This window comes from Aquisphaera insulae (assembly GCF_011064615.1).
Taxonomy (GTDB): Bacteria; Planctomycetota; Planctomycetia; order Isosphaerales; family Isosphaeraceae; genus Aquisphaera; species Aquisphaera insulae.
Genome location: NZ_JAALJH010000007.1, coordinates 63,636 through 87,241, shown reverse-complemented (window position 1 = coordinate 87,241; position 23,606 = coordinate 63,636). Strand labels below are relative to the sequence as shown.

19 protein-coding genes are annotated in these 23,606 nt (G+C 69.3%); 11 read left to right on the top strand and 8 right to left on the bottom strand.

Annotated elements, in window-relative coordinates; genetic code table 11:
- Positions 1 to 68: 68 nt before the first annotated feature.
- From G6O54_RS06460 to G6O54_RS06450, 3 genes are all read left to right on the top strand, one after another.
- On the top strand, positions 69 to 929 hold the full coding sequence (locus tag G6O54_RS06460; protein WP_165222116.1) for a sigma-70 family RNA polymerase sigma factor: 861 nt from the start codon (positions 69 to 71) through the stop codon (positions 927 to 929).
- Positions 930 to 1,331: 402 nt separating this feature from the next.
- On the top strand, positions 1,332 to 2,504 hold the full coding sequence (locus G6O54_RS06455) for a DUF1559 family PulG-like putative transporter (RefSeq protein WP_165221796.1): 1,173 nt from the start codon (positions 1,332 to 1,334) through the stop codon (positions 2,502 to 2,504).
- A 139-nt stretch (positions 2,505 to 2,643) separates the two neighbouring features.
- Positions 2,644 to 3,042, top strand: a complete 399-nt coding sequence (locus G6O54_RS06450; protein ID WP_165221793.1) for a hypothetical protein — start codon at positions 2,644 to 2,646, stop codon at positions 3,040 to 3,042.
- A gap of 36 nt (positions 3,043 to 3,078) precedes the next feature.
- Here G6O54_RS06450 and G6O54_RS06445 read toward each other — a convergent pair whose 3' ends face one another.
- Positions 3,079 to 3,618 (bottom strand): CAP domain-containing protein, encoded by a 540-nt coding sequence (locus G6O54_RS06445; RefSeq protein ID WP_165221790.1) that lies wholly within the window; start codon positions 3,616 to 3,618, stop codon positions 3,079 to 3,081.
- A gap of 592 nt (positions 3,619 to 4,210) precedes the next feature.
- On the opposite strand from G6O54_RS06445, the gene G6O54_RS06440 reads away from it, so the two are divergent.
- The 6 genes from G6O54_RS06440 to G6O54_RS06415 all read left to right on the top strand — a co-directional run bounded on the left by G6O54_RS06440 (position 4,211) and on the right by G6O54_RS06415 (position 11,422).
- Positions 4,211 to 5,029, top strand: a complete 819-nt coding sequence (locus G6O54_RS06440; RefSeq protein ID WP_165221787.1) for a hypothetical protein — start codon at positions 4,211 to 4,213, stop codon at positions 5,027 to 5,029.
- A gap of 313 nt (positions 5,030 to 5,342) precedes the next feature.
- Positions 5,343 to 6,962: an FHA domain-containing protein gene (locus G6O54_RS06435; RefSeq protein WP_165221784.1), complete on the top strand. Its 1,620-nt coding sequence runs from the start codon at positions 5,343 to 5,345 to the stop codon at positions 6,960 to 6,962.
- A gap of 253 nt (positions 6,963 to 7,215) precedes the next feature.
- Positions 7,216 to 9,165, top strand: coding sequence for a serine/threonine-protein kinase (locus G6O54_RS37285; protein WP_205678685.1), 1,950 nt, complete (start codon positions 7,216 to 7,218; stop codon positions 9,163 to 9,165).
- Between the two features lie 75 nt (positions 9,166 to 9,240).
- The gene (locus G6O54_RS06425; RefSeq protein ID WP_165221781.1) at positions 9,241 to 10,215 is read left to right on the top strand and encodes an ATP synthase subunit B family protein; all 975 of its coding nucleotides are present in this window, start codon (positions 9,241 to 9,243) and stop codon (positions 10,213 to 10,215) included.
- 102 nt (positions 10,216 to 10,317) lie between these two features.
- A complete protein-coding gene (locus G6O54_RS06420; protein ID WP_165221778.1) occupies positions 10,318 to 10,947 on the top strand; it encodes an RNA polymerase sigma factor in 630 nt (209 codons plus the stop codon).
- A 4-nt stretch (positions 10,948 to 10,951) separates the two neighbouring features.
- Positions 10,952 to 11,422 (top strand): hypothetical protein, encoded by a 471-nt coding sequence (locus G6O54_RS06415; RefSeq protein WP_165221775.1) that lies wholly within the window; start codon positions 10,952 to 10,954, stop codon positions 11,420 to 11,422.
- Positions 11,423 to 11,450: 28 nt separating this feature from the next.
- On the opposite strand, the gene G6O54_RS06410 is transcribed toward G6O54_RS06415, so the two are convergent.
- The 4 genes from G6O54_RS06410 to G6O54_RS06395 all read right to left on the bottom strand — a co-directional run bounded on the left by G6O54_RS06410 (position 11,451) and on the right by G6O54_RS06395 (position 19,709).
- The gene (locus G6O54_RS06410; protein WP_165221772.1) at positions 11,451 to 13,655 is read right to left on the bottom strand and encodes a sigma-70 family RNA polymerase sigma factor; all 2,205 of its coding nucleotides are present in this window, start codon (positions 13,653 to 13,655) and stop codon (positions 11,451 to 11,453) included.
- Between the two features lie 133 nt (positions 13,656 to 13,788).
- Positions 13,789 to 15,888 carry a ligand-binding sensor domain-containing protein gene (locus G6O54_RS06405; protein WP_165221769.1) on the bottom strand — a complete coding sequence of 700 codons (2,100 nt, stop codon included), beginning with the start codon at positions 15,886 to 15,888 and terminating at the stop codon, positions 13,789 to 13,791.
- Positions 15,889 to 15,966: 78 nt separating this feature from the next.
- Positions 15,967 to 16,866, bottom strand: coding sequence for a sulfurtransferase (locus G6O54_RS06400; RefSeq protein ID WP_165221766.1), 900 nt, complete (start codon positions 16,864 to 16,866; stop codon positions 15,967 to 15,969).
- Positions 16,867 to 16,877: 11 nt separating this feature from the next.
- Positions 16,878 to 19,709: a serine/threonine-protein kinase gene (locus G6O54_RS06395; protein ID WP_165221763.1), complete on the bottom strand. Its 2,832-nt coding sequence runs from the start codon at positions 19,707 to 19,709 to the stop codon at positions 16,878 to 16,880.
- Positions 19,710 to 20,092: 383 nt separating this feature from the next.
- On the opposite strand from G6O54_RS06395, the gene G6O54_RS06390 reads away from it, so the two are divergent.
- Positions 20,093 to 21,412 carry a spherulation-specific family 4 protein gene (locus G6O54_RS06390; protein WP_165221760.1) on the top strand — a complete coding sequence of 440 codons (1,320 nt, stop codon included), beginning with the start codon at positions 20,093 to 20,095 and terminating at the stop codon, positions 21,410 to 21,412.
- 316 nt (positions 21,413 to 21,728) lie between these two features.
- Entirely contained in the window at positions 21,729 to 22,070 is a 342-nt protein-coding gene (locus G6O54_RS06385; protein ID WP_165221757.1) for a cytochrome P450 family protein, read from the top strand.
- Positions 22,071 to 22,095: 25 nt separating this feature from the next.
- On the opposite strand, the gene G6O54_RS06380 is transcribed toward G6O54_RS06385, so the two are convergent.
- The 3 genes from G6O54_RS06380 to G6O54_RS06370 form a co-directional block, all read right to left on the bottom strand.
- Positions 22,096 to 22,818 carry a methyltransferase family protein gene (locus G6O54_RS06380; protein WP_165221753.1) on the bottom strand — a complete coding sequence of 241 codons (723 nt, stop codon included), beginning with the start codon at positions 22,816 to 22,818 and terminating at the stop codon, positions 22,096 to 22,098.
- A 177-nt stretch (positions 22,819 to 22,995) separates the two neighbouring features.
- Complete coding sequence (locus G6O54_RS38725) at positions 22,996 to 23,187, bottom strand: DUF5615 family PIN-like protein (RefSeq protein ID WP_369432127.1); 192 nt, start codon at positions 23,185 to 23,187, stop codon at positions 22,996 to 22,998.
- A gap of 34 nt (positions 23,188 to 23,221) precedes the next feature.
- On the bottom strand, positions 23,222 to 23,596 hold the full coding sequence (locus tag G6O54_RS06370; protein ID WP_205678683.1) for a DUF433 domain-containing protein: 375 nt from the start codon (positions 23,594 to 23,596) through the stop codon (positions 23,222 to 23,224).
- Positions 23,597 to 23,606: the final 10 nt, after the last annotated feature.

Sequence of the window (23,606 nt, the reverse complement as noted above, 5' to 3'; positions counted from 1 at the left end):
GAGACCGGGGCGGCGGACCCGGGCCATCGAAGGATGAAGCAGGGCCACCAAGGAGCGAATCCGCCATGATGCCCCACCGAGCCGAACGCCGCGAGATGAGCACAGCGTCTCCCCTCCAGATCTACCTCCACGACATCAACGATACGCCGCTGCTGTCCCCCGACGAGGAGCGTGAACTCTCCGAGCGCGTGGCGACCGGGGACCCTTACGCCCGCGAGCACATGGTCAAGGCGAACCTCCGCCTGGTCGTCAACATCGCCCGCGGCTACCTCGGCAAGGGCCTCAGTCTGGAGGACCTGATCGAGGAGGGGAACCTCGGCCTCATGCGGGCGGTCGAGGGCTACGACGGCATGATGGACACGCGGTTCAGCACCTATGCCAGCTACTGGATCAAGCAGTCGATCCGGCGGGCCGTGATGAACAACGGCAAGCCGATCCGCCTGCCGGCCTACATGGTCAGCCTGCTGGCGAAATGGAAGCGGGCTACCACCGTCCTCAGCGACCGGCTCGGCCGCGCGCCGACCCCCGACGAGGTGGGCAAGGCGCTGCGGCTCTCCAAGAAGAAGATCGGGATCGTGGTCAAGGCCATCAAGGTTAGCAACCTGACGCCGCAGGTCGAGTGCTCCGACGATGACGGGGCCGTCCTCGACGAGATCCTCACCGACGATCGGAGCAAGGCGCCCGAGCAGCAGATGATCGAGGCCGATGACCTCAGCCGCGTCTTCGACCGTCTCGACGACCTGGACGAGAGGGAAGCGACCGTGATCCGGATGCGGTTCGGACTCCTCCGCCCCTATCAGCCGATGACCCTACGCGAGGTTGGCGAGAAGCTCGGGCTGACCCGCGAGCGGGTCCGCCAGCTTGAAAGTCAGGCGATCCAGAAGCTCACCAACGGGCTCGTCGAGACGAGCGGGAGCGTCGATCGCTGATGATCGGCCGGCCCCCCGCGCGGCCTGCCTTCCCCCACCGACCGACCATCTCCCACCATCACTCGGAGCCTCGGCATCCCACCGATGCCGGGGCTCTTGCTTTGCAGGTTGCCTTGAGGGAAATCCCTCCCGGTCTTATCGATCGCTCCGATCGCTCCGACACTCCTCGACACGCGCACCACATTCTTCGATTCTTGATGAAATTCTCCGTTGGCTCGTATATCATGTCTCCTGTACTAGCGTGATGACCGCACGCGTCCTCGACGATCAGACCTCCTCTCCTCCACCCAGCCAATCAAACACAAAACTCCCTCGCGACGGGATCTTCCCGTCGTCGAGATGTCGTCTTGTATCCGCTCGCGACCTTGTTCATCCAGATCCCATCCCGAGGAGCCGTCTGAAATGATCGCCCCGAAACGACTTCGTGCCGCCAACGGTTTCACGCTGATCGAATTGCTCGTGGTGATAGCCATTATCGCCGTCCTGATCGCCTTGCTCCTGCCGGCGGTTCAGTCGGCCCGCGAGGCCGCGCGACGCGCCCAATGCACGAACAACCTCAAGCAGCTAGCCCTGGCGGCCGCGAATTATGAGTCGGGCAACGGTGCCCTTCCTGGTGGTTCGTATTCGGGTCTCAATGGCTTCAATCCCCCTCGCTGGGGCACGTATGTCGAGAACTACAGTTGCTTCGTGCGGATGCTGCCATACTTCGAGCAGGCTCCGATGTACAACGCCATGAACACGAACCTCTGTTCGTCCGACGTGTCAAACCTGACGATCTGCGGCGTCCGCGTCGCCTCGCTGATATGCCCCAGCGACCCCCAGAACGAGACCATCCCGATCCCGTCCACGCGATCCTCCACGGGGGTCTCACCCGGCTGGAGCTTCAACCTGATCGACAGCGGCACGAACGCGGTCTTCCCGCTACCCGCCGGCGGCACCTGGCAGCAGGCCTTCACCAGTTACGCGGGCAATGCGGGCACGTTCACATTCGGTTTCACCAAGCTGATGCCCAGCGCGGTCCTCGGCCAGTTCAACGGCCTGATCTATAACGACAGCAGCGTCCGCCTCGCGTCGATCACCGACGGCACCAGCAACACGTTCCTCTTCGGCGAGCACAGCAAGTCCACCCTGTTCCGGGTCGACCCGGCTTATGCAATCTCCGACGGCGCGTGGAACTCCGCCCGCTGGTACGACACCCTCTTCTCCACGCTCTACCCGCTGAACTGGGGCAACGGCACCAATACGGCGATCAAGAACGTGAGCTACTACCTCCCGACGGCGGCCGGTAGCAGCCACCCGGGCGGGGCGAACTTCGCCTTCTGCGACGGCTCCGTGCGGTTCATCAAGAACTCCATCAGCACCTGGTCTTTCAACTCCGGCAATGCAGATAGCTACGGCGACTCCATGCCGGACAACACCACCTTCGTAACCCTGAGCGCGGCATCGGATCCGAACGCCATCAAGTCGGGCAGCTACCTGCAGCACAGCAGCACCAACGGCCCAGCCCAACTCGGCGTTTACCAGGCCCTCTCCACGCGAGCCGGGGGCGAAGTCATCAGCGCCGATTCGTACTGATCCGAAAGCCTCGGCCGCCGGTCGCATGGGATACATCCCGGGCGCCCGGCGGCGGCATTCACCTCAATGGTGCCCTGCAAGGGCGATCGGTCCGCGCGGGCGAAGCTGATACCCTTCGGATTCACTCAGGATTCGATTCATGATGCGGTTTGCGTGGGTTGCCGGCCTTGCATTCCTGCTGGCCGGTTGCGGAGGGCCCAGCCTCTCCACCGACAATCCAGGAACTCCCCCCCCTCACGGCGGCGAGGTCATCAACCTCCCGGGGGGCAAGGGCCACGTCGAGGTCGTCAAGAAATCCCCTTCCGCCTCCGGCGGCGAGGTGACGTTCTACTTCTTCAAGGACTCGACGACGCCGTACTCTCCGGCCCCGACCTCCGGCACCTTCACCTCGGGCAAGAAGGAGATCACCCTCAGGCCCGAGGGGGACGGCCTGACGACCCCGGCCGGCCCCGCCATCCTCCGCGGCGGCGCCATCGACGGCACCCTCACCGTGGAGTTGGACGGGCAGAAACTCACCATCCCCCTGGGCGTCCGCTGACCACATCGGAGCCCACGACTTGCCGTCGTGGGCCATCTACCGGGCGTTCAGCGTCCAGTAGGGCCCCGGCCCATAAGCGATCCCGAAACGCGTGACCGACGGTGAGAGCATGTTCTCCCGATGGCCCGGGGAGTCCATCCAGCCCCGGGCCACGTCCTCCGCGCTGGTGTGATTCCAGCCACAGTTCTGGAAGCACCCCGGGTTGACGTGGTGGCCGATCCCTCGCCGGCACTGCGCGGCATTGTTCTGGCTGGCCCAGGACGAGAGGTCCGAGTCGTACGACAGCGGATGCAAGCCCGCCGCCGCCCGGATCCGATTGAGTACCGCCGCGAACCCGTACGGATCACCGCCGCTGCAATCGCAGGGGGCTGCCCCTTGCTGCGGGGCGGGCGCCGGGGCCGCCGTCGCGGGCTGCGCCTGGGCAGCCGCCGGATGATGATGGCGGAAGCGATGGACCAGCCGACCGATCGGGCCGACGGACGTCTCCTGCGCCCGTGCCGTGGGGATGAATCCGGTCAGGCCCGCGACCATCGCTAGGGTGGTGAAGATCACCGGATTGAGGATCGTTGTGCGCATCGTCGGCACTCCGCTTGAAGTCGAAGGATGAGGTCTCGCGGACGAATGCTCGCGGTCCGGACGGGGATACATCCAGTATTCTTTACACGTTATGGGACTCGCCGCCGAGCGGACCGCAGGCCCGGCCTCGTGGCTGTCCGCCTCCGGGCCGGCTGGCCCAAGGAATCGCAACGACCGTGCCAATATGGGGCGACTGGATAAAATGGGGGCTTTGAGAAGAACACCGCGGCAACCGAATGGGTTTTGCGGGATACGCCGGCAGGGACCCGAAACAGAATTACAATCCGGTTGGAAGGGGCTGCAAGGAGCCAGCACCTCACCCCTGTATTTCTTACAAATCGCCTCCAGTTCCGGGGTTGGGGTCATGGCTCTGCGGGAGATCGGGCCTCGGTGGCGAGGATCTCCGGCGAGGCGAACCGGGACGTAGGTTGGAGCCCGCGGGGAGGGCCCTGGAATTTGGCGGACGGCCAATAATGCTGGGCGGCCCTCGAATTACGGTTGTGGAGCGGTGAGAGTCCTGCTAGTCCCACCGCCAACGACCACAAGAGGTGTCGCCGGAGACGAGGGGTTCCAGGGTTACAGGAGAAACAGCATGGTTTGCTCAATGGTCAAGAAGGCGGTGGTGGGGACGGCGCTGGGAGCCGGCGCGCTGTTCCTGGTTTTCGGCACGCATGCCCCCAGCTACGTGCGGACGGCCTACCATAAGGTCCGGCAGAACGCCAAGGACATGACGCCGCTGCCGTTCGACATCGACCGGGCCCGGGATGAGATCGCCAGCCTGGAGCCGGCGATCCGCGACAACATCGAGAAGTGGGCTCGGGCCGACGTGGACGTGGTGAACCTCGAGAAGGAGATCACCGCGATCAAGGCCAACGCGGAGGCCGAGAAGAAGGCGATGCTGACGCTCCGCGAGAGCCTCAAGACGGGCGAGTATCGCCTGGCGGGGCACACCAAGGTGGCCTACACCGAGGATGAGGTGAAGGCGGACCTGGGCCGGCGGCTCGACTCGCTCAAGAGCACGCAGAACATCCTCAGCGCCAAGGAGACGACCCTCAAGGCGAAGCAGAGCGAGATCATCGCCTTCCGCAAGCAGCTCGACGCGATGGTGGCCCAGAAGAAGGCCCTGAGCACCAAGCTCGACACGATCGAGGCCAAGCTGCGGCAGATCGAGGCGACCCAGGCGTCCAACGAGTTCCAGCACCTCGACGGCAGCGCCCTGTCCCGGGCCAAGGAGACCGTCACCGAACTGGAGAAGCGGATCGAGGTGATGGCCCACAAGGCGGAGCTGGAAGGCCGGTACGCCGGCGGAGAGGTCCCGGTTGTGGTGGACCCGACCCGCGACGTGGTGAAGGAGATCGACGCCGAGTACGGGGCCGAGTGCCCGGCCTCGAAGCCCGGCAAGAGCCTCTGATCGACGCCCCGGATTCTGGATCCCCGGCCGGTCGAGGCCGGCCGGCCGCCCCACACGCGGATCCGGCCGGCCTCGCGACTTCATCGGGCCCCGCCCGAAATCGGCCTCAGGATCGTCGAAAACGCCCCCGAACCGAAGGACGGGCTGGTACGAAGCAAACGGAAGGTGTCGCCGCACCGGGCCGACGAGGGGCCGCAAGGCGAGAGCCAGGAATTCGCTCGCGAAGGTTGGCACGGCTGGAGCGGCAGTAGCAACAGAGCGTACGATGGCGGAGAGTGGAATCCCCATGGTCAATCCGGGCAACGAGTCAACCATGTTGGGACAATGGCGGATCGTCCTGCGGCAGGCCGAAGAGGCCGCGCGTGGTGGTCGATACGACGAGGCCTATGCCCTGGCCAGCCGGTCCGACATCGCGGACCACAACCAGGCGGTGCAGTTCCGCGGCCGGCTCGGCCTGGACCTGATCGCTCGGGCGGGCCGCCGCGGTGCGGCCGACGACATGGCCGGCGCGATCGAGGACCTCTACCTGGCCGAGCGGATGGGAGCCCCTCCGGACTCGCTGGCCGCGGCCCGGCTCAGCCTGGCCGACCGCGTCGCCGACGAGATCCGCTCGGACCTCGACGTCGGCGACCCGACGCGAGCCCTGGAGCGGATCGAGGAGCTGGCGCGGCACAAGATCGGCGGCCCGGCCATGCGGCGATACCGCGAGATCGCCGAGGCCTGGCAGGCCGCGACGGCGGAGGCCCGCCGGGGCGAGTTCGGCCACGCCTTCGAACACCTCGACCGCGCCGAGCGGCTGGCCGGTGGCGCGGGGGTGATTGGCGCCCAGAGCGCCGTGGCCGCGGGGCGGATCGACCTGGAGGCCCGCCAGAAGGCGGCCGCCCCCAAGGTCGAGGCCCTCTACCAGGCCCTTGCCGACACCAGGTGGCCGCAGATCCTCGCCGCCGCCGAGGCCCTCCTGGCGGTCGTCCCCGAGCACCCCGCCGCGCGGCAGGCGAGAACCCGGGCCTGGCAGCAGATCGCCGCCATCGGCCCGGCCGGCGCGGCCCAGTGGCCCCATCGCGGCTCTCGCGCCGCCCAGGCCAATGCCCTGATGGGCCTCTCGCCCGAGCCGGCTCCCGCGGCCGGTCCCGACCGCGGGCCCGCCGCCGCGACGCCCGGCGGACCCGCCAAGCCCGCGGACGAGATAGTCTGGCTGACCGCCGACGGGGACGGTCTCGCCGCCCCTGCCGTCGCCGGGCCCCGGCTCGCCACCCCCCGGGCGCCCAGGTCGGCCCCCGGGGCGCCGCCGGCCCCGCCGCGTCCTGTTACCTCGCCGGCGGACTTCGCCGGACCCCGCGGTCGCTTCCTTCTCTGGGTGGATGCCGTCGGGGGATATCTCGTCTGCCTCGACGACCGGATCGTCCTGGGCCGAGCCGGCCCGGACAGCCCGGCCGATGTCCCCCTGATGGGCGACCTCTCGAGGAGCCATGCCACCCTGATCCGCAGCGGCGAGAGCTACGTCCTCCAGGCCCACCACCCCTCGTTCATCAACGGCAAGGCCGTGGCCGACCGGGCCGTGCTCCGCGACGGGGACGTCATCCGCCTGGGCAACACCGTGGAGCTGGAATTCCGCCAGCCCAGCCCCGTCAGCGCCACCGCGAGGCTGGCGATCGTCAGCCGGCATCGCCTCCCGCTGGCGGTCGACGGCGTACTCTTGATGGCGGAGACGTGCATCGTCGGCGGGACCGGGCAGGCACACATCCCGGCCTCGTCGATCAGGCAGCCGCTGGTCCTTTATCGCCAGGGGGAGGCCCTCTGGTGCCGGGCCCCCGGCAGCTTCGACGTCGATGGCCGCACCTGCGCCGCCCGCGCACCGCTCACCCTGCAATCGAGCGTGCTCGGGGATGGTTACTCTTTCAGCCTGGAACCTCTCCGTTCGCACCCGGTCTAATGGAGGCAGGGTGCCCTCCCCTTCCGGGGGGAGATGACCCCGGCGGTCAAGAATCGCCGCGGGGCGACGAACCGGAATACAAAGTGACCTGAAGATCCGACGAATCAAGACGAGACGGGACGATCGGACCAGTGCGTGAGCCGCCATGTCGGCGACCTTCGGCCCGGTGACGCAAGTCGAGCCGGAGGCCGAGGGGGCGCCCGAACGGGATGAGCCGACGCGACCGCCTCCTGGACGTGGAGTTGAAAGAGCGATGAGCACGACGACCAAACCACTGCCCGGGGCGGATATGAACGAGACGGTCATCTACCAGGCGAACGATCTTTCGGGCTCCGAGCCCGGCTCGGGCCGGCCCATGGGGAACTCCGACATGCCCAGCTCCAACGAGGCCGCTTCGTTCCCCGGCTCGGTCCCCCAGGCGCCCCAGGGCCGCTACACCTTCAGCTCCGGCGCCCGGCCGCTGGACGGCTACACCATCAAGCGGGCCATCGGCCGCGGCGGCTTCGGAGAGGTCTACTACGCCACCTCGGATTCCGGCAAGGAGGTCGCCCTCAAGCTGGTCCTCCGCAACCTGGACGTCGAGCGCCGCGGCGTCATGCAGTGCATGAACCTGAAGTGCCCGAACCTGCTGGCGATCTTCGACCTCAAGGACAACGACCAGGGCGACAGCTTCGTGGTCATGGAGTACGTGGCCGGCCCCAGCCTGGCGAACGTCCTCAAGCAGTATCCCGAAGGGCTGCCGCTGCCCGAGATCCGGCGGTGGATCAAGGGCCTCGTCGAGGGCGTGGCCTATCTGCACGACCACGGGATCGTCCACCGCGACCTCAAGCCGGCCAACCTCTTCATGGAGGAGGGGACCGTCAAGATCGGCGATTATGGCCTCGCCAAGCTGATCACCCCGAGCCACGGCAGCGAGCACTCCGAGAGCATCGGCACCTGCCACTACATGGCGCCGGAGGTGGGGTCCGGCAAGTACCACAAGCCGATCGACGTCTACGCGATCGGCGTGATCCTCTACGAGATGCTCACCGGCCGCGTGCCCTTCGACGGCGAGACCGTCAACGAGGTGCTGATGAAGCACCTGACCGCACGGCCGGACGTCTCGGTGCTGCCGGAGCCCTACCGCCGGATCGTGGCGAAGGCCCTCGCCAAGGACCCGAACCAGCGGCCGGCCCGTGTCTACGACCTGCTCCCCCCTGAGGACGTCCCGAAGGCCCCCGACATGCGGATCATCGGCGGCGGCCGCCAGGGCCAACAGGGCGAGGCCCTGGACGCGGCCGCGACCGCCCGGACCTCGCGGCGGGCGGATGACGACGTCTTCCGGATCGAGGCGGAGGAGCCGGTCTTCTACATCGGCCCCGACACGAAGCCCCCGCGATCTCGCCCGACGGTCCAGCAGCGGTTGCGGGCCAACTGGGAAGCCCTGCGCCGGCCGGCGGCCTACCGCCGTCCCGCCCCGGCTTCGGCGCAGGTCCGCCCGCCCGTGCAGCCGCAGCCGCTCGCCGGCGCCCGCCGCGTCGCGGCCCCGCCCCGGCCCCGCCAGGCGACGGCCCTCGCGCCGCCGCCGGAGCCCCCGACCCTGCCCAGCGCCCGGGTCCGCCTCGCCGAGCTGGCCGGGTCCATGCTCTGGGCCGCCCCCATGGCCGCGATCCTGGCCCTGCCGCTGACCGCCGTCATGGGCATCAACGTGGATTCCAGCCCCCAGTCGGCCGCCTACCTCTTCGGCATGGCCCTGGTCGGGACCTGGATCGCGCTCGCCGGCAACAAGCTCCTGGAAGGGCGGGGCGTGGACACCATGACCCGGCGGATGGCCGGCGCCTTCGGCGGGCTCGTCCTCGGGGCCGTCGCCATCGCCCTCAACCGGGCGCTCGAGCTCGAGCTGCCGCAGAGCCGGTTCTTCGGCCAGGCCCAGGACCTGGAGCCCATCTACTTCGGCGCCCTCTTCGCCCTGACGGCGGGCTGGCAGGGCGTGGCCGATCGAGGCAGGAGCCGGAGGTTCCGCCTCTGGCCCCTGATCACGGTGACGTTCCTCGCCGCCCTGCTCTCACCCGCCTGGCCCTTCAACCGGTCGGACGAGCTGGCCGCCGCGGCCCTCATCGCCGCCACGACCCAGATCGTCAGCCCATGGAGCGAACAGGCCGCGCGGTATGCCCGTTACGTCCGCACGAATCGCAAGAAAGACCGCAATGTCCAGGTCGCGTGAGCGAATCCTGAGAGTCCGAACCGATCGATCCACCGATTCTTCCTTCTGGCCCGGACGCTGGAGCGGCTGAAACCCATGAAACGCCTCCTGATCGTGCTCCTCGTTCTGATGCTCGTCGGCTGGTCGCTCACCGTCCACCGGCAGCGGGCAGCTTCCCGTTCCGAGTATCGCGAGGCCCGCTCCCAGTGGGCCCATGCCTCGCAGGCCCGGCGGGAGGCCCAGCGCGCGGCCGAGGAGGCCCGGCGCGCACTCCGAGAGGCTCGCGACGAGGCCCAGCGGGCCATGAGGGAAGCCGGCCGCGATATCCGCGACGCCTTCCACGAGGTCCGCGACGCCTGGACCGAGGCCGCCGCCGAGGTCCGCGACGCGGGGTTCGAAGACCCGCAGGAGCTCCGCGAATCGGTCGCCGACATCCCCGTCCCCATCGTCCCCGGCACCCGCACCGTCGACGCCGTCCCCGTACCGCCCCGGCCCCCGCAGACGCCGGAAGCTCCGGAGCCCCCAGGCTTCCCCGGGCTCGCCCGGGATGTCCCCGGCCCGCAGCCCCCGGCTCCGCCGCGAGCACCCCGGCCGCAGCCGACCACGGCCGGCCCGGATCGCTGGGTCGTGGGCCTGGTCTCGGTCACCGAGGAGCGGGCCCAGGATGAGGCCCGGAAGCGACTCGAGAAGGAGGTCGCCGACTGGCTCGAGTCCCACGACATCCCCCGCTCGTGGGCGCCTCCAGCCCGGCTGATCGACGGCATGGTCCGCGAGAACAAGCTCTCCCGGATCGACAAGGAATACGGCACCGTCTACGAGGTCCGGATCCGGCCGGATTTCTCCGCGGAGCGGCTGGCCTCCTTCCGCAAGGTCTACCAGGACCACGTCGTCCGCAACCGGCTCGTCCTCCTGGGCAGCCTCCTCGCGTTCGTCCTCACCTGCCTGGCGGGCCTCGCCGGCTACATCCGCGCGGACGAGGCGACCCGGGGCTACTACACCAACCGCCTCCGCATGCTGGCCGCCCTCGGCGTCGGCGCGGCCGGCGGCGCGATCTACCACTGGATGGCCTGATCGACCGGAGGATAGCCAAATGCCCCGTGGCGCGTTTAGAATCCATGTCTGAGGAATCTCCGCGTCCTCCTCGATCCGATCCGAACGGGGCGAACCAGACCGATGGCCACGACCGACACCGACGCCCTACTGGTCCGGCAGGTGCGCGCCGGAGACGCCGAGGCCTGGCGACAGCTCATCGAGCGGTTCGAGGGCCGGCTACTCGCCTTCGTGGACAGCCGCCTCCGCGATCGGGCCGCTAGCGAGGACGTCGTCCAGGAGACCTTCATCGGCTTCCTGACGAGCCTGCCCCACTACGACGAGAAGCGGGACATGGAGGCTTACCTCTTCTCCATCGCCGCCCACAAGCTGACGGACCACCTCCGCAAGCAGGGCCGCCGCCCCATCGACCAGTTCGGCTCCGACGACCACGGCCGGCCCCTCGACGAGGTCCCCGGCGGCGGCCGGGCCGCCAGCAGCATCGCCCGCAGCGGCGAGCGACGGAAGGCCGAGGAGCGGCTCCTGGCCGATTCCATGGGCCAGCTCGTCCGCGAGTGGCTCGCCCGCGGCGATTACGACCGCGTCCGCTGCCTGGAGCTCCTCATCGTCAAGGGCTGGGCCAACAAGGATGTTGCCAAGTATCTCAATGTCACTGAACAGGCCGTGGCCAGCTACAAGTTCCAGACGATCGCCCGACTCAAGGAGATGGCCCGCCGCGCCGGGCTCAGCCTCGAGGAGCTGGGGGGAGCCTGACGCCATGACCCAAAACCATGACCATGACCATGACCGCGATCGTGGGCCGGCGACGGCCGCCTTCGATGAAGCGACCCTTCGCGACTATTTGAGCGACGTCCTCGCCCCCGGAGAGATGGCGCGGGTCGAGCGGGCCCTCCGCGATTCCGCGGATCTCCGCGCCCGGCTCGAAGAGGTCCGCAACAACCGCGAGGACTTCCAGCTCCACACCCTGGGAGCGATCTGGCATCGCTCCCGGCTCACCTGCCCGAGCCGCCAGCAGCTCGGCAGCCTGCTGCTCGATGCCCTGGACCCCGACCTGGCCGCCTACTTCCGCTTCCACATCGACGTCGTCGAGTGTCCCTATTGCCAGGCCAACCTTGCCGACCTGGAATCCCAGACCCAGGGCCCATCCGGCCCGCAAGCCTCTCGCTCCAGGCAGCACAAGATCCTCAAGGTCAGCAAGCACCTGCTGAACGAGAACGAGGGCCACTGAGCCGGCGAGACCAGGGTTCACGCCCTCCTCATCGTCCCTTCGCCTCCGCCTCACCCACGAGCTGTTCCGCCAACCTGGCGACCGCGTCCAGTTCGCGCTGGCCCTTGGCTCGAATCGTGCCCCCGGCGTCGATAACAAAGTAGGCGGGATTACTGGCGACGTGATAGCGAGCTGCAACCTTGTCGCCGCCGGTCAGCACGTTCGGCCAGTCGATCCCGTGGGACGCGATGACCTTGCGGGCCTCGTCGGTCAGGCCGTCGCTGACGACGCCCACGAGGGTGAACGGCCGGCCCTTCATCCTCGCGACGAGGGCCTTCTCATCGGGGATCGCACGCAGGCAGGGGCCGCACGAGGAGAACCAGTAGGCCAGCACCACGACCTTGCCGCGGAAGTCCGAGAGCTTCACCGGCCGGCCGTCGGCCCCCGTCCCCTCGAAGTCCGGCGCGGGCTTGCCGAGGGCCAGGTTGCGGATGTCGTCGAGCCGGGCCGCCGCCATCGCGCCCAGAGTCGGGGGCTTCTCGGCGAGGGCCTTCTCGATCGCGATCATCCGCTCCTTCCGCTTCGGGTCGGCGATCTTCGATGACGGCGTCTCCCGAGCCTCGCGCTCCATCTTGCGGTAGGCCGTCGTGATGTAAGGCACGTCGGCGTAGTCGGCGACGACCTCCCCGTAGAGCCGTTCCGACTCGGCGCGGAGGAAGGCCGGGTCGAGCATCCTCAGATGGGCGCGGTAACCCTCCTCCTGGTTGGGCATCGCCAACTGCTTCCAGACCAGTTTGCCCGACTCGTCGTACGCCTGATAACGGTTGAAGGATCGCCCCGGATGATTCCGGGCCGACTCCGAAAATGCTGCCTTCTTCTCCATGTATTGCGCCACTGCCATCCGGGCCAGGCCCTTCGCCTCGCGGCCCTCGGCGCAGGCGTAGATTCCCTCCAGGAAGGCGTCGCGATGGCGGCTGAGCTGGTTGCTCATCCTCAGCCCTAGGCGGGCGACCTCCGGGTCGTCCGCGTGGTGGGCGACCAGCAGGTCCACGGCACGGCCATACTCATCGCCGTAGCGTCCGGTGTCGGTCCGCGCGGGCGTGTCCATGACCCAGATCAGGGCGTCCCGCGCCGCCTTCTCCTTCGGATTGGCCATCGCAAGCTCCACGATCCGATGCGCATAGGGAGCCTCGTCGGGCAGTTCGTCGAGCTTCTTCGATCTCGACCGCTCGAAGTCCGACAGGCCCGCCAGCCCCGCCTCGGCGCGGGCCTTCGCATCCTCGAATTCACGGATGATCTGCTGAAATGGATCCTCGATCGGCACCGCGCCTTCCTTCGGGGGCACGGCGGCGGCCGCGGGCGCATCCCGCGGCGACGGCGGATCGCCGCCCCCGGCGGCCACGTAGGCTCCGATCGTCAGGGATCCCAGCGTCCCGGCGAGAATCATCGCCCCGATCGCTTTCATCATGCGGAAGCTCCCGAGTGTCCGCCGGGCCAGGTCGATCGCGACGGGGGACGCCGCGACCGCCGCGGGTCCTCCGGCGCGGCCCAGCCGTAGCGTGGTTTCGAGGAGCATCGGCGGCACGGCCGCGGTGGACGGGCGGGGGGCGAGGCATGCGGCGACGGCCGCGGGGGCGAGCCCCCGGCGGACGAGCCTTGAGCGGAGGAGGTCCCTGGCCCGCGAAAGCCGGCTGCGGACCGTCCCCACCGGGAGTCCGAGCGCCTCGGCGACCTGATCGTGCGAGAGGCCGTCGAGGTGATGCAGCGTCACCGCGTCGCGATACTTGCGCGGCAGCCGCGTCACCTCAAGGTCGATCGCCCGGCGGGCCTCGCGGCGGACGGCCAGCGCCACCGGGTCCTCGGCGGCCTCCCGGGCGACGGCCGGTGGCGATACCTGGCGGATGGACGTGTGCCGGGCCCTGACGGCGACCCGGCGGGCGACACCGCGGAGCCATCGGCCCAGCGAGTCGTCCACGCGGACCGAGCGGGCCCGGTTCGCCAGGATCAGGAAGACGGCCTGGAAGGCGTCTTCCGCCGCGTGCTCGTCCCGCCCCAGCGCGCGCCGGCAGGTCGCCAGGACCATCGGCCCGTGCCGCACGACCAGGGCCTCAAACGCCGCCTCGGACGTCTCGCCATGCCCGGTCAGGAAGATCCGGACGAGGTCCGCATCCGACCGCGCCGCCACCGTGCCCGCCCCCTCGAAGAGGATGCGGGCCAGCCCCAGGCCCATGAGTCCTCGTCGCGAACCGGCCATACCCTCTCCCCTCGTCGAGTTCGAGATCCTCGCCCGCCCTGCCCCGCCCATCGCGGTGCTCCGGCCGGCTCCTCGACCTCTCTATGCGGCGAAGCCGCCGGGCAATCCGCGATTTCCCCGATTTCGTCGCCCATCAGGGCGCCGGCACCCGGACGAACGCCACGCCACGGTCGCCCAGCCCCGCGACGATGCCGTCCTTGTGCTGAGGATCCAAAGCCAGCGACGTGACCTCGCCCCTCCCCATGCCCGGAATGCGGCCGACCGCCTCGGCCGACTTGCTGGCCTGCTCGAGCAGCCAGAGTCCGTCTCGCCTGCCGATCCAGAGTCGGCCGAGGCCATCGCGAGAGACGGCGAGGATCGGTCCCGGCGGAGCAGGCAGGGCGACTTTCGCGACCGTTCCCCCAACCGGCTCATAGGTTCGCAGCCCCGCATCCGTCGCCAGCAGGACCGAACCGGGCCCGCCGATCCAGGGGATCGCAGCCTCGATCCGGAGTCGCTGACCAGCCTCGTGGAGATAGAGCGGAATCAGGCGTGGGTTCTCTCCGTGAGGACCGTGCTCGAACCGCCAGGGCCTCCTGAGTTCTCGTTCCAGGAGAAACCAGGGCGGCCCTTGCGTGCCAATCCCCTTCAGTCGGGTGAGGCTTGCCCCATCTATCCCCTCGGCCACGAGTTTCCACCGACCATCTTCGAATCGCCTGAACTCCCCGCTCAACGCGTTCCACAACGTCCCATCGCCGGTGACGAAACAGAAGTCCAAATTCAGATCTGACCGTTCTCTACCGATCCTCATGGGCTTGCCACCGGCCCACCGCGTCGTGGTCAAGGTCCCATTCATCCGGTTCGTCGTGCTCACCGTGATGATGTTCCCCCGGGGATCGACGATCATCTGGGTCTGGTCCCACTTGCCCTCCTCCTTCTCGGCCGCAATCGTTGCGGCATCACCGTTTGGGTCGACCTCGAAGGGAGGGACAAGACGGGCGACTTCCCACCCCTTCGGGCCGAGGATCCATGGGAGGTGCGTACCTTCTCCCTCGAAAAACACCAGGCCCTGACGCGTCTCGCGGATCTCGCGAACGTCCAGCGTATCGAGCTGGCCGGGGACGGACCGCGACACGGCCTTCGCCCCATCCAGGGTCACATAACCGTCGGCGAGCGTGGCCAGGATCCAGGGCTCGCCGGCCCGGCCCGGGACGTGAACCGACGAGACCGACGGATACGCGCCAACCGCGTCGGGCCGGCCCCAGCGATACCGGAGTTCCAGCGTGCCGTCCTGCCTCCAGTTCTTGAGCCGATCGTCACCGCGGAAGACTCCGTTGTACGCGAAGGCCCGAAGGCTACCATCCGCCTCGACTAGGTGGGAGATCGGCATGCTCGGCATCGAGGGATCGGCGAACTTCCCATCGTCATCGGTCGATTCGCACAGGTAGAGGAGGCGAGGATCCGCACCGTCGATGCGGGCGATGGACGCGTCGCTCGAACCCATGTGCATCGTCCCCCCATGGGCCCACAGTTGCCCGTCGGGACGCTCCATGAACCCGTAGATCCCCCGCCAGAACGACTGACGATCGGGCTCCCGAGATGGCGGAGGCATGATCCCCGTGACCGTGCCCTCCACCAGATCCACTCGCCATACGTTCCCTCCCCATTCGCCGTGATCCGAGCCCAGCCAGAGCCGCCCCTGGCGATCGATCAGGAAGGCGGTCGCACGGTCCTCCACGGTGATCGTCTTCCCCTCGGCCACGTCGTGAAGGGTCGTCTTGCGAGACCGCCACTCCGACGGATGCGTCGCCACGATCAGCCCCGCCTTCCGCCCCTTCACCGCCGGCGCCCGGCCGATCCACTGCGGCTCATCGACAACCTTGAACATCTCCCTGACATCCAGCGTCGTCGGATCGACGGCGACGATCCGGCCGTCCCCATAGCCCGCGATGACCGCACCGCCCTCGCCCGTCCCCAGGCAGGTGATCGGCTCGGGGTCCACTCGCTCGCGGACGTACCGCGGCCCGGGCAGGTCGAATCGCAGCAAGGCGCCCGACGAAGTCGCCGCGATCAGGTGATCGCCGGACCGAACGCTCGCGCGGATCGAGTTGCGGTCGAAGTGGATTGCATACGAGGCGGCTCGGCCGCTCGCCAGGCGGACCTCGCCCGTCGCCGGGCCGGGGGGCTCATCGCCGAGGGACGCGGAAACCAGGGCCATACCCAGGACGATCGCAAGGCCAGCAAGCCGCCCCATTGCTGTCTCTCCCACGGATTCCCGAAGGTCACCGCAATCAAGACGCGATCGACACATTTCGCATTCGCCGAGGCTCGATTACTTCGGCGCATCCTCGCCGGAGATCGGCGTGTCGTCGGCGTTGCCCCAGTCGGACCAGCCGGGGTAGTAGTTGCGGGCCGGGAGGCCCAGTCGCTCCAGGGCGAACGTGTCCACCGAGGCCCGGCCGCCGCCATGGCAGTGGGCGATCACGGGCTCGCCGGGCTTCACGCCCTGGGCGGCAAGCTTCTCGCGGAGGGCGTCAGGCGGGATGAACCGGCCCTCCTTGTCCACCAGGTTCGTCCACTCGACGTGGCAGGCGCCCGGGATGTGGCCGGCCCGCTTGCCGAGCTTCTCGGTCCCGGCGAACTCGCCGTCGCTGCGGGCGTCGATGATCCGGTCGGTCTTCGTCTTCAGGATTTCCAGGACGTCCTCCCGGGTCGCACGACGATCCTTGCGGAAGGCGACCCGGAACGTCGAGGGGGGGCGCGGGGTGGGCACGTCCGTGTAGATCGGCCGGTTCGCTCGCTTCCAGAGCGGGAAGTTGCCGTCGACGAGCCCCGTCCGGTCCACGCCCAGGTAGCGGAGCAGCCACCAGACGCGGGCGGCGTCGAGCTGACGCTTGCCGTCGTAGACGAGGACCTCCGTGTCCGGGGCGATCGATAGCGGGGCAAGCCACGCCTGCCAGGCATCGCGATCATCGAGGCCGCCGGGCTTCGCGGCCAGCGTCTGCGCGGCCTTCGCGTCCACCCAGACCGCGCCCGGGATGTGGCCCGCGTCGTACTCCGCCTTCGGCCTGGTGTCGAGGAGCCGCAGGTTGGCGTCGGTCAGCCGCGCCTGGAGGGCGTCGTGAGGGACGAGTGCGGGGGCCGATCGAGGTGCGGGGGGCTCGTCGGCGAGGACCGCCGAGGGGACGAGGGATGCCATCACCGCGCAGACGTTCAACCATGTCATCGGCATGAGATCCTCCTTCACTTCGCATTCGCGGGCGACTTCACGGGCCCGACCTGGTCCGGGTCGGCACCGACGCGGCGGGCCCCCGGCGAGCCGATGGCGAAGTCGGCCGGCTCGGGCGACTCCGGCCGTGACGCGGCGGGGGTGTGGAACTCGATCGGCCCGAGCACGGGTTCCTTCTCCGCGGCGAGACGGGCCCAGCCGTCGCGGTCGAGGGCGACCGCCGCGGCCCCCTCGCCGGGTTGCGCCACCCAGGCCGGGCCGGCGATGGCGAGCTGGTTCCGCTCCCCCTGCCACGTCACCGCCTTTGGGTCCCAGGCGACGGCCGGCGTGCCGGGGTCCCAGCCGGCCAGGTGCGCCGCCTGCACGGCGCAGTCGGTGGCCCTGACCTGGAGCGGCCCCGCGGGGAGGAACCCCGAGAGCCGCAGGAGGCCCGCGCCCGCGGCGAAGGTGCAGCGGTCCAGTGTCAGCGTCCGCGGCCCGCCGGAGCCGCCGCCGAAGAACCGTGAGGAGATGCCCCAACCCGGCTGTCCGGCCGCGGGGACGATCATCGTTTGCTTGAGCCGGGTCGTCGCGCCCCCGATGGCGTGGACATCCAGGGCGGTTTCGAAGCCGCGGAACCAGGCATTCTCCACGGTCAGCCGGCCCCCCTCGGCGACGACCGCCCTCGATCCGGCCGCCGCCGGCCCCTTCTCCCGCAGGAAGGCGCAACGGCGGAACTCCGCCGGCCCGGCGGCCAGGATCAGGGGGGGCGGGTTGGCCGGCTGGCCGGAGGAGGGTGCGGGATACCGGGCCACGATCGTCAGGCCCTCGACCACCAGGTTCGTCGTGGCCCCGGTGACCAGGAATGGGTTCTTGCCCTTGAGCTCGGCGATCAGGACGGGGCTCGTCCCGGGAGCGGCCTTGATCTTGAGCCAGCCGGAGCTCGCCATGACCCGGGGCGCGTCCGGCACGGCCACGGCCAGGGGTTCTCGGTTGTTCAGGACGACCCAGCCCTTCGCACCGAGGGCCGCTTCCATGGCCTGATAGATGTCCTTGGGGGGCGGCAACTCCGCGCCCTCGGAGTCGAGGACCGTGATCGCCGCGTCCGGGTGCGGAGGGGCCGCATCCGCCGCGGCCGCGGCCGCGGACGAGGGGGCGGGGGCGGGGGCGGGGGCGGGCGAGGATGCCGCGGAGATCGGCTGATCGCCGCGGGGTGCACGGGTCGGTTGGGTCTTCGCAGCGGGCGTGACGGGCACCGCGCCGCCGGACCGCCGGAGCGTGACGTAGGCGGCCAGGGCCAGGGCGGCGGCCATGAGGGAGGCGGCGATCACCCAGGGCCATCGGCCGCGGAGCCGACCGGCGAATCCCCGGGGGGCACCGACCACCGGCGAGATCGTGGCCGCCGCGGGAGTGGCATGGAGGCCCGACGACGACGACCGCTCCCCGGAGAACCAGGGCCGGGCCCGGGCGATCGACTCGGTCAGGGACGGCTCCGGGCCGAGGTCCAGGTAGAGCGGGATCTCTTCCTCGCTGCCGACCGCGTGGTCGTCGGCGGGGGGTGGCGTCGCCGTCGCGACGGCCGACGAAGCGTCGACGGCGGCGGCCATCGGCGAGCGCTCGCCCAGGTCGTAGCCGGCGGCGGCGACCGGCGACGCCTCGACCGCCTCCACGAACCGCTCCCCCGGTCCGAGATCCGGCGAGGGCGAGGCCGGGGATGGCGGCCCGGACTGATGCGACGAGCCGGACTCCGCCGTGGGGGCGGCAGGATCGCCGGGCATCAAGATCCCCGTCGCGACCTCGAGATCGCCCGCGGGCCCGGCCGGGTCCCCCGCCGCGAGCCCGGGCTCGTCCAGGCAGGCGTCCAGCGCCTGGGCGACGTGCAGCGGCGTCGGATACCGCTCGTCGGGCGTCTTACGCATCATCCTCCGGACGACCTCGGCCAGGCCCGCGGAGATCTCCGGCACGAACTGAGAAAGCGGCGTGGGCTCGAGCGCCTGGTGCGCGAAGAGCTTCTCCGGAAGGCTCGGGCTGGGGAACGGAACCTGCCCGGCAATCATGTGATAGAACGTACATCCCAGCGAGTAGATGTCGCTGCGGATGTCCGCGGAGTGCGAGTGCCGGGCCTGCTCCGGGGCCACGTAGTCGAACGTGCCGACGGTCGCCCCGTCGCGGGTCACGCGATCCTCTTCCGCGAGATCGAGGGCCAGGCCCAGGTCGGCCAGCTTGGCCGTCCCGTCGTGAGTCACCAGGATGTTATACGGGTTGACGTCGCGATGGATGAGGCCCTTGCGGCGGGCGTGTTCGAGCCCCAGCGCGATCTGACGGACGAGTCGGGCGGCCGTGGCCGGGGGCATCGGCCCCTGGGCCGAGATCAGCGCACCGATCGTCTTTCCCTCGATGTACTCCATCACCAGGAAGTAGCGGCCGCTCGACTCCCCGAAGTCGTAGATCCGGACCAGGTTCTCGTGCTGGAGCTGGGCGCCGACGCGGGCCTCTCGCTGGAACCGGGCGATCGCCCGCGGGTTGTTCATCCGTTCGGGAGAGAGGATCTTCAGGGCCACCAGGCGATTGAGCCGCGAGTCGCGGGCGAGATAGACCCGCCCCATGCCCCCCTGGCCGATCAGGTCCACGAGGACGTAGCGGTCCACGCGGAACCCGCTGGTCCGCCCGGCGAGGAGTTGCTGCGCCTGCCAGAGGCTGAGGAAACCCCGCTGGATGGCCTGCCTGGCCAGCCGGCGGTCCAGGTGCTCCGCCGCGTCCCGCTTCTCCGGCGCGATCCCCTCCCAGCAGGCGGCCAGGCTCGCGGCGTCGAGCAGCCCGCTCTGGAGACATGCCTGCCAGAATCGCGAGGTCTGGGGCTCGGCCATGAGGCGTCCTGCGGTGGGCGATTGCGTGGCGACGGCGACGCCCCGATGCGGCAGCCGGCTCGCGGCACTCCCGTTATCATACCAGATCGGCCCCGACAAGGCGCACGCCCCCGCCGGCCGGGCGTCGGGTCCCGACCGCGGATTCGAGCCCATCGGGCGGCGTGCCGCCTCCATTCCCGGGCGACGGCGAACTCCGACGCTTGAGGCTTCCCATCCTCGCCAGGTATGCTTGTAAGAAAAGAGCAGTGATTCCGGCCTCCATTTCGGAAGGCGCCCGGGATGTCACGTCGGCACGAGCCATGCATGTTCGACGTGCCATGCCGCGATCAACTGACGGGCGGGCAGCGGGCCATCGGAGCGCGAACCATACCGGAGGTTGACGCATGATCTCGGTGGCGTGCTCCTGCGGGAGGCGATTCAAGGCGGAGGACCACCACGCCGGCAAGCGGACACGCTGTCCCGTCTGCGGCAACATGCTGGTGATCGGCCAGCCGGGAACGACGACTCCTTCGTCCCCCCCCATTCCCGACGGCATGTTCCCATCCGGCGTCGTGGACAACGGCGAGATCCCCTCGTGGTGGTTCCCCGCGGGTAATCCCGCCGGCACCCGGCCGACGGCGAGCTCGGTGGCCGCTCCCCCCGTCACCCACAGCGGCAGCCATAGCGGCAGCGGCACGGGGAGCGCCAGCTCCGGCGACCCGGATGAAGTCCAGACGGCCGTCTTCCCGCAGCAGCCGGGCGTTGCGACGGGGCCCGGACGGGCCGGCGCCGGCCCGCGACGCAAGGCGATCCTGGCGGCGGGGATCGCCGCCTTGCTGCTCGGCGGCGCCGCATTCGTCTGGCTGCCCTCCTTGCGCCCTCGACGCGAGTCGCCGCCGGGAACGCCCGATCGCCCCGTCGGCGGAGGCGTGCCGAAGGCAGCCCCGGATGCTTCGGACACGACCGGCCCCGGGGCCGCGGACGAGCCCAACGCCAGCCCAGCTCTCGCCGGAGGCGGCCCCAGGCTCCGCCTCCTGGTCCCGGCCTACTTCTACCCCGCCGGAGAGGGCCTCAACGACTGGCGTCGCCTCGCGGCCGCGGCGGCCAAGGTCAAGGTCGTCGCGGTCGCGAATCCCGACAGCGGCCCCGGCAATCAGCGGAACCCCGACTATGCCCGGGCCATCCGGGAGGCTCACGACGCCGGGATCGTCGTGATCGGCTACGTCAACACCAGGTATGGTGCCCGGCCGGTGGCCGAGATCCAGGCCGATCTCGATCGCTGGGTCGAGTTCTATCCGCCGATCGGCGGCTTCTTCCTCGACCAGCAATCGACGGACGCACGCAAGGCCCCTGCCTACATAGAGATCCGCGACGCGGCACGGCGGAAGATCAAGGACGCCCTCGTCGTGAACAACCCGGGGACGACCTGCGACGAAGCTTACATCACCCGACAGTGCTCGGACGCGACCTGTGTTTTCGCCGACTTCCAGGGCTTCACCGATTTCAAGCTCCCCTCCTCCTACGGCCACCGCGACCCCTCGCGGTTCGCGGCCCTCGCCTACCAGGTCAAGGGAGCGGACGCCATGCGTCAGGTCGTCCACGGCGCGATCCTCAAGCGGATCGGCTACCTCTACGTCTCCGACACTCCCAAGGGGGACAATCCCTGGGGCCGCCTCCCCAGCTATTGGGAAGACGAGGTCAACGAGATCCACCGCACCGAGTGAGCCCCGTCTGCCCGTGCAGGCCCGCCGGATCGCCCAGCTCCCGCGCCGATGTTGCGGCAGGAGCACGCGGGCGATGGCCGTCGGCCACAACGCCTCGGTCCGCGAGGAGAGCCGGTCACCGGCGAGCATTCCCGGCGTTTCCATTCTGTAACGGACGTCGGGCATCCCCCGCCGGGATCCTCCCGCGAGGCGTTCGGACAGGCCGGGTGGAGCCCGGCGCCGACGCGGCCGCGTCCCACTCCCATTCGATGTCCCGTCATCCCGCGAGCCCCGCGCCGATCGTGCGCCCGGCGGCCGTGGTGAGGGCCCGATTCCCATGGCACGCACAGACTGGATCCTTCCGCGCGCTGAAGCGGCCTGCCACAAGGTCTTCCACCCCGACCGCCAGGCGGCCGAGGGGCACCGTATCACCCTGGAGATCTGGATCCAGGCCACCGGCCGGTCCCGCCCCGGCTACCGCGTCGTCCCCTTCCGCTGCAAGCGATGCGGCGGCTATCACGTCGCCCACAAGAAGATCCGGAACCGCCGCGAGGCCGCCCTCTCCCGCCTGCTCCAGTCCCACGAGTTCAACTCCTGGGAGGAGCCAGGTCTCCACGAGCCCTCGCCGGAAGCCACGCTCCCGGGCGAACCCGACGGCTTCCCCGCGAGCTGGATCTGACGGGAGCCAGGGAAGTCGACTTCGACTACCAGAGGCCCGGGACCAGCCTGTAGCGGACGCGTCGGGTGTATTCCCGATATCCCGGCAGCTCGGCCTGGAGCGTCCGGTCCTCCAGCATCGTCCGCACGACAAGGAAGAACGCCAGGACCGCGACGGGGATCAGGCCCACCAGTGAGCCGAGCGCCAGGGGCATGCCGAGGAACAGCAGGAAGCCGAAGGCGTATCCCGGATGCCGGATGATGGCGTAGGGGCCGGTGTCGATGACGTGGTGGCCCCTGTCGGTCTGGATGCGGACGGACGGCTCGAAGAACCTGTTCACCGCCTCCGCCCAGGTCATCCCGGCAATCCCGATGAGCAGCAGGACATAGCCGAAGGCACAGCCCCACCCGGAGAGCCGGGACCAGTGGTAGCGCCCGTCGTCGAGCGCCGACACGATCGGGATCGCCAGCATCGACGGCAAGGCGACGAGCAGCCCCAGGAGCAGGTCCCAGGTCCTGGGCCGTCCATGAGGGTTGACCCGGCCGGCGATGACGTCGGGATTCACCCTCAACAGGTAGAGGACCACCAGGGTCGACGACGCGAGCAGCACGCCCAGGAAGAGCCACCCCCTGGGCCATGCCCAGTCCCCCGCGGGCGGGAACAGGCAGAGGACGAAGATCAACAAGGAGATGGCCGTGCTGAGGAAGAACCGCCGGCCGTCGATCCGTTCGGGGTACCCTTGCTCGGGCCGTTGAGAGCCTTCGCCCATGAGCGGTTCCATCTTGGTGTCACCGATCATCAAGAGTGCGTGAGAACCCCGTCTTGGTGTCGCAAAACACCTTTCAAAGAGGGAAGTGACGCACCTGGTCAGCGCAGTCCTCAGGTTCGAGGCATTCGATGGCCAGAAGCAGTTCCTCAACGGCCTGGCCCTTCGGCATTCGGTCATTCACGAGGAAGACCCCGGCATCGGTTCTCCACGACGTATACGGTCGTACGCGAAGGCGGGGATGGTCTCGCGATCATGTGTCAGCAGGATCCTCCGATCGTCGGCGGCCCAGGCCAGGATGAGGGGATCGAGGGTTTCCGTCAGGCCGACATCCTGGACGCGCACCAGATCCAGATCCGCCCTCCGACGCATGAGGCCACGCGCGATGTCGCCATCGAAGTTCTCGTCAGTCAGCAGCCTCATTGCGCAGTAACCCCCTGGCCCGGGCGCGGGCGAGGAGTTCCTCCTTGCCGACGCGATCGGTCATGCCCGCGGCCGTCAGCTTGAGGCGTACCGCGTCCGCTTCCCGATCGCAACGCTGCAGATACTCGTCGAACGGGGCCGGATTCGCGAGATAGTAGCTGACCACCGCGTAGACGTCGGATAGCCGCAGGGTATCGAACGATTGGACGATCGCTTCCGGCGTCTGTCCGCGCTGGAAGGCACGGATGACGAGCTCCAGCAAGACGCGGCTCTTCCCCACGCGAAGCACGCCCGGTGGTTCCTCATGCAAGGGGATGGCGAGCGTGAGGGGGCGATCCGCCAGGAGGGTCATGGTCATCCTCCGAATC

Coding starts and splice junctions, on each gene's coding strand:
- G6O54_RS06460 (WP_165222116.1), top strand. CDS start 69: ATGCCCCACCGAGCCGAACGCCGCGAGATGAGCACAGCGTCTCCCCTC.
- G6O54_RS06455 (WP_165221796.1), top strand. CDS start 1,332: ATGATCGCCCCGAAACGACTTCGTGCCGCCAACGGTTTCACGCTGATC.
- G6O54_RS06450 (WP_165221793.1), top strand. CDS start 2,644: ATGATGCGGTTTGCGTGGGTTGCCGGCCTTGCATTCCTGCTGGCCGGT.
- G6O54_RS06445 (WP_165221790.1), bottom strand. CDS start 3,618: ATGCGCACAACGATCCTCAATCCGGTGATCTTCACCACCCTAGCGATG.
- G6O54_RS06440 (WP_165221787.1), top strand. CDS start 4,211: ATGGTTTGCTCAATGGTCAAGAAGGCGGTGGTGGGGACGGCGCTGGGA.
- G6O54_RS06435 (WP_165221784.1), top strand. CDS start 5,343: ATGTTGGGACAATGGCGGATCGTCCTGCGGCAGGCCGAAGAGGCCGCG.
- G6O54_RS37285 (WP_205678685.1), top strand. CDS start 7,216: ATGAGCACGACGACCAAACCACTGCCCGGGGCGGATATGAACGAGACG.
- G6O54_RS06425 (WP_165221781.1), top strand. CDS start 9,241: ATGAAACGCCTCCTGATCGTGCTCCTCGTTCTGATGCTCGTCGGCTGG.
- G6O54_RS06420 (WP_165221778.1), top strand. CDS start 10,318: ATGGCCACGACCGACACCGACGCCCTACTGGTCCGGCAGGTGCGCGCC.
- G6O54_RS06415 (WP_165221775.1), top strand. CDS start 10,952: ATGACCCAAAACCATGACCATGACCATGACCGCGATCGTGGGCCGGCG.
- G6O54_RS06410 (WP_165221772.1), bottom strand. CDS start 13,655: ATGGCCGGTTCGCGACGAGGACTCATGGGCCTGGGGCTGGCCCGCATC.
- G6O54_RS06405 (WP_165221769.1), bottom strand. CDS start 15,888: ATGGGGCGGCTTGCTGGCCTTGCGATCGTCCTGGGTATGGCCCTGGTT.
- G6O54_RS06400 (WP_165221766.1), bottom strand. CDS start 16,866: ATGCCGATGACATGGTTGAACGTCTGCGCGGTGATGGCATCCCTCGTC.
- G6O54_RS06395 (WP_165221763.1), bottom strand. CDS start 19,709: ATGGCCGAGCCCCAGACCTCGCGATTCTGGCAGGCATGTCTCCAGAGC.
- G6O54_RS06390 (WP_165221760.1), top strand. CDS start 20,093: ATGATCTCGGTGGCGTGCTCCTGCGGGAGGCGATTCAAGGCGGAGGAC.
- G6O54_RS06385 (WP_165221757.1), top strand. CDS start 21,729: ATGGCACGCACAGACTGGATCCTTCCGCGCGCTGAAGCGGCCTGCCAC.
- G6O54_RS06380 (WP_165221753.1), bottom strand. CDS start 22,818: ATGGGCGAAGGCTCTCAACGGCCCGAGCAAGGGTACCCCGAACGGATC.
- G6O54_RS38725 (WP_369432127.1), bottom strand. CDS start 23,187: ATGCGTCGGAGGGCGGATCTGGATCTGGTGCGCGTCCAGGATGTCGGC.
- G6O54_RS06370 (WP_205678683.1), bottom strand. CDS start 23,596: ATGACCATGACCCTCCTGGCGGATCGCCCCCTCACGCTCGCCATCCCC.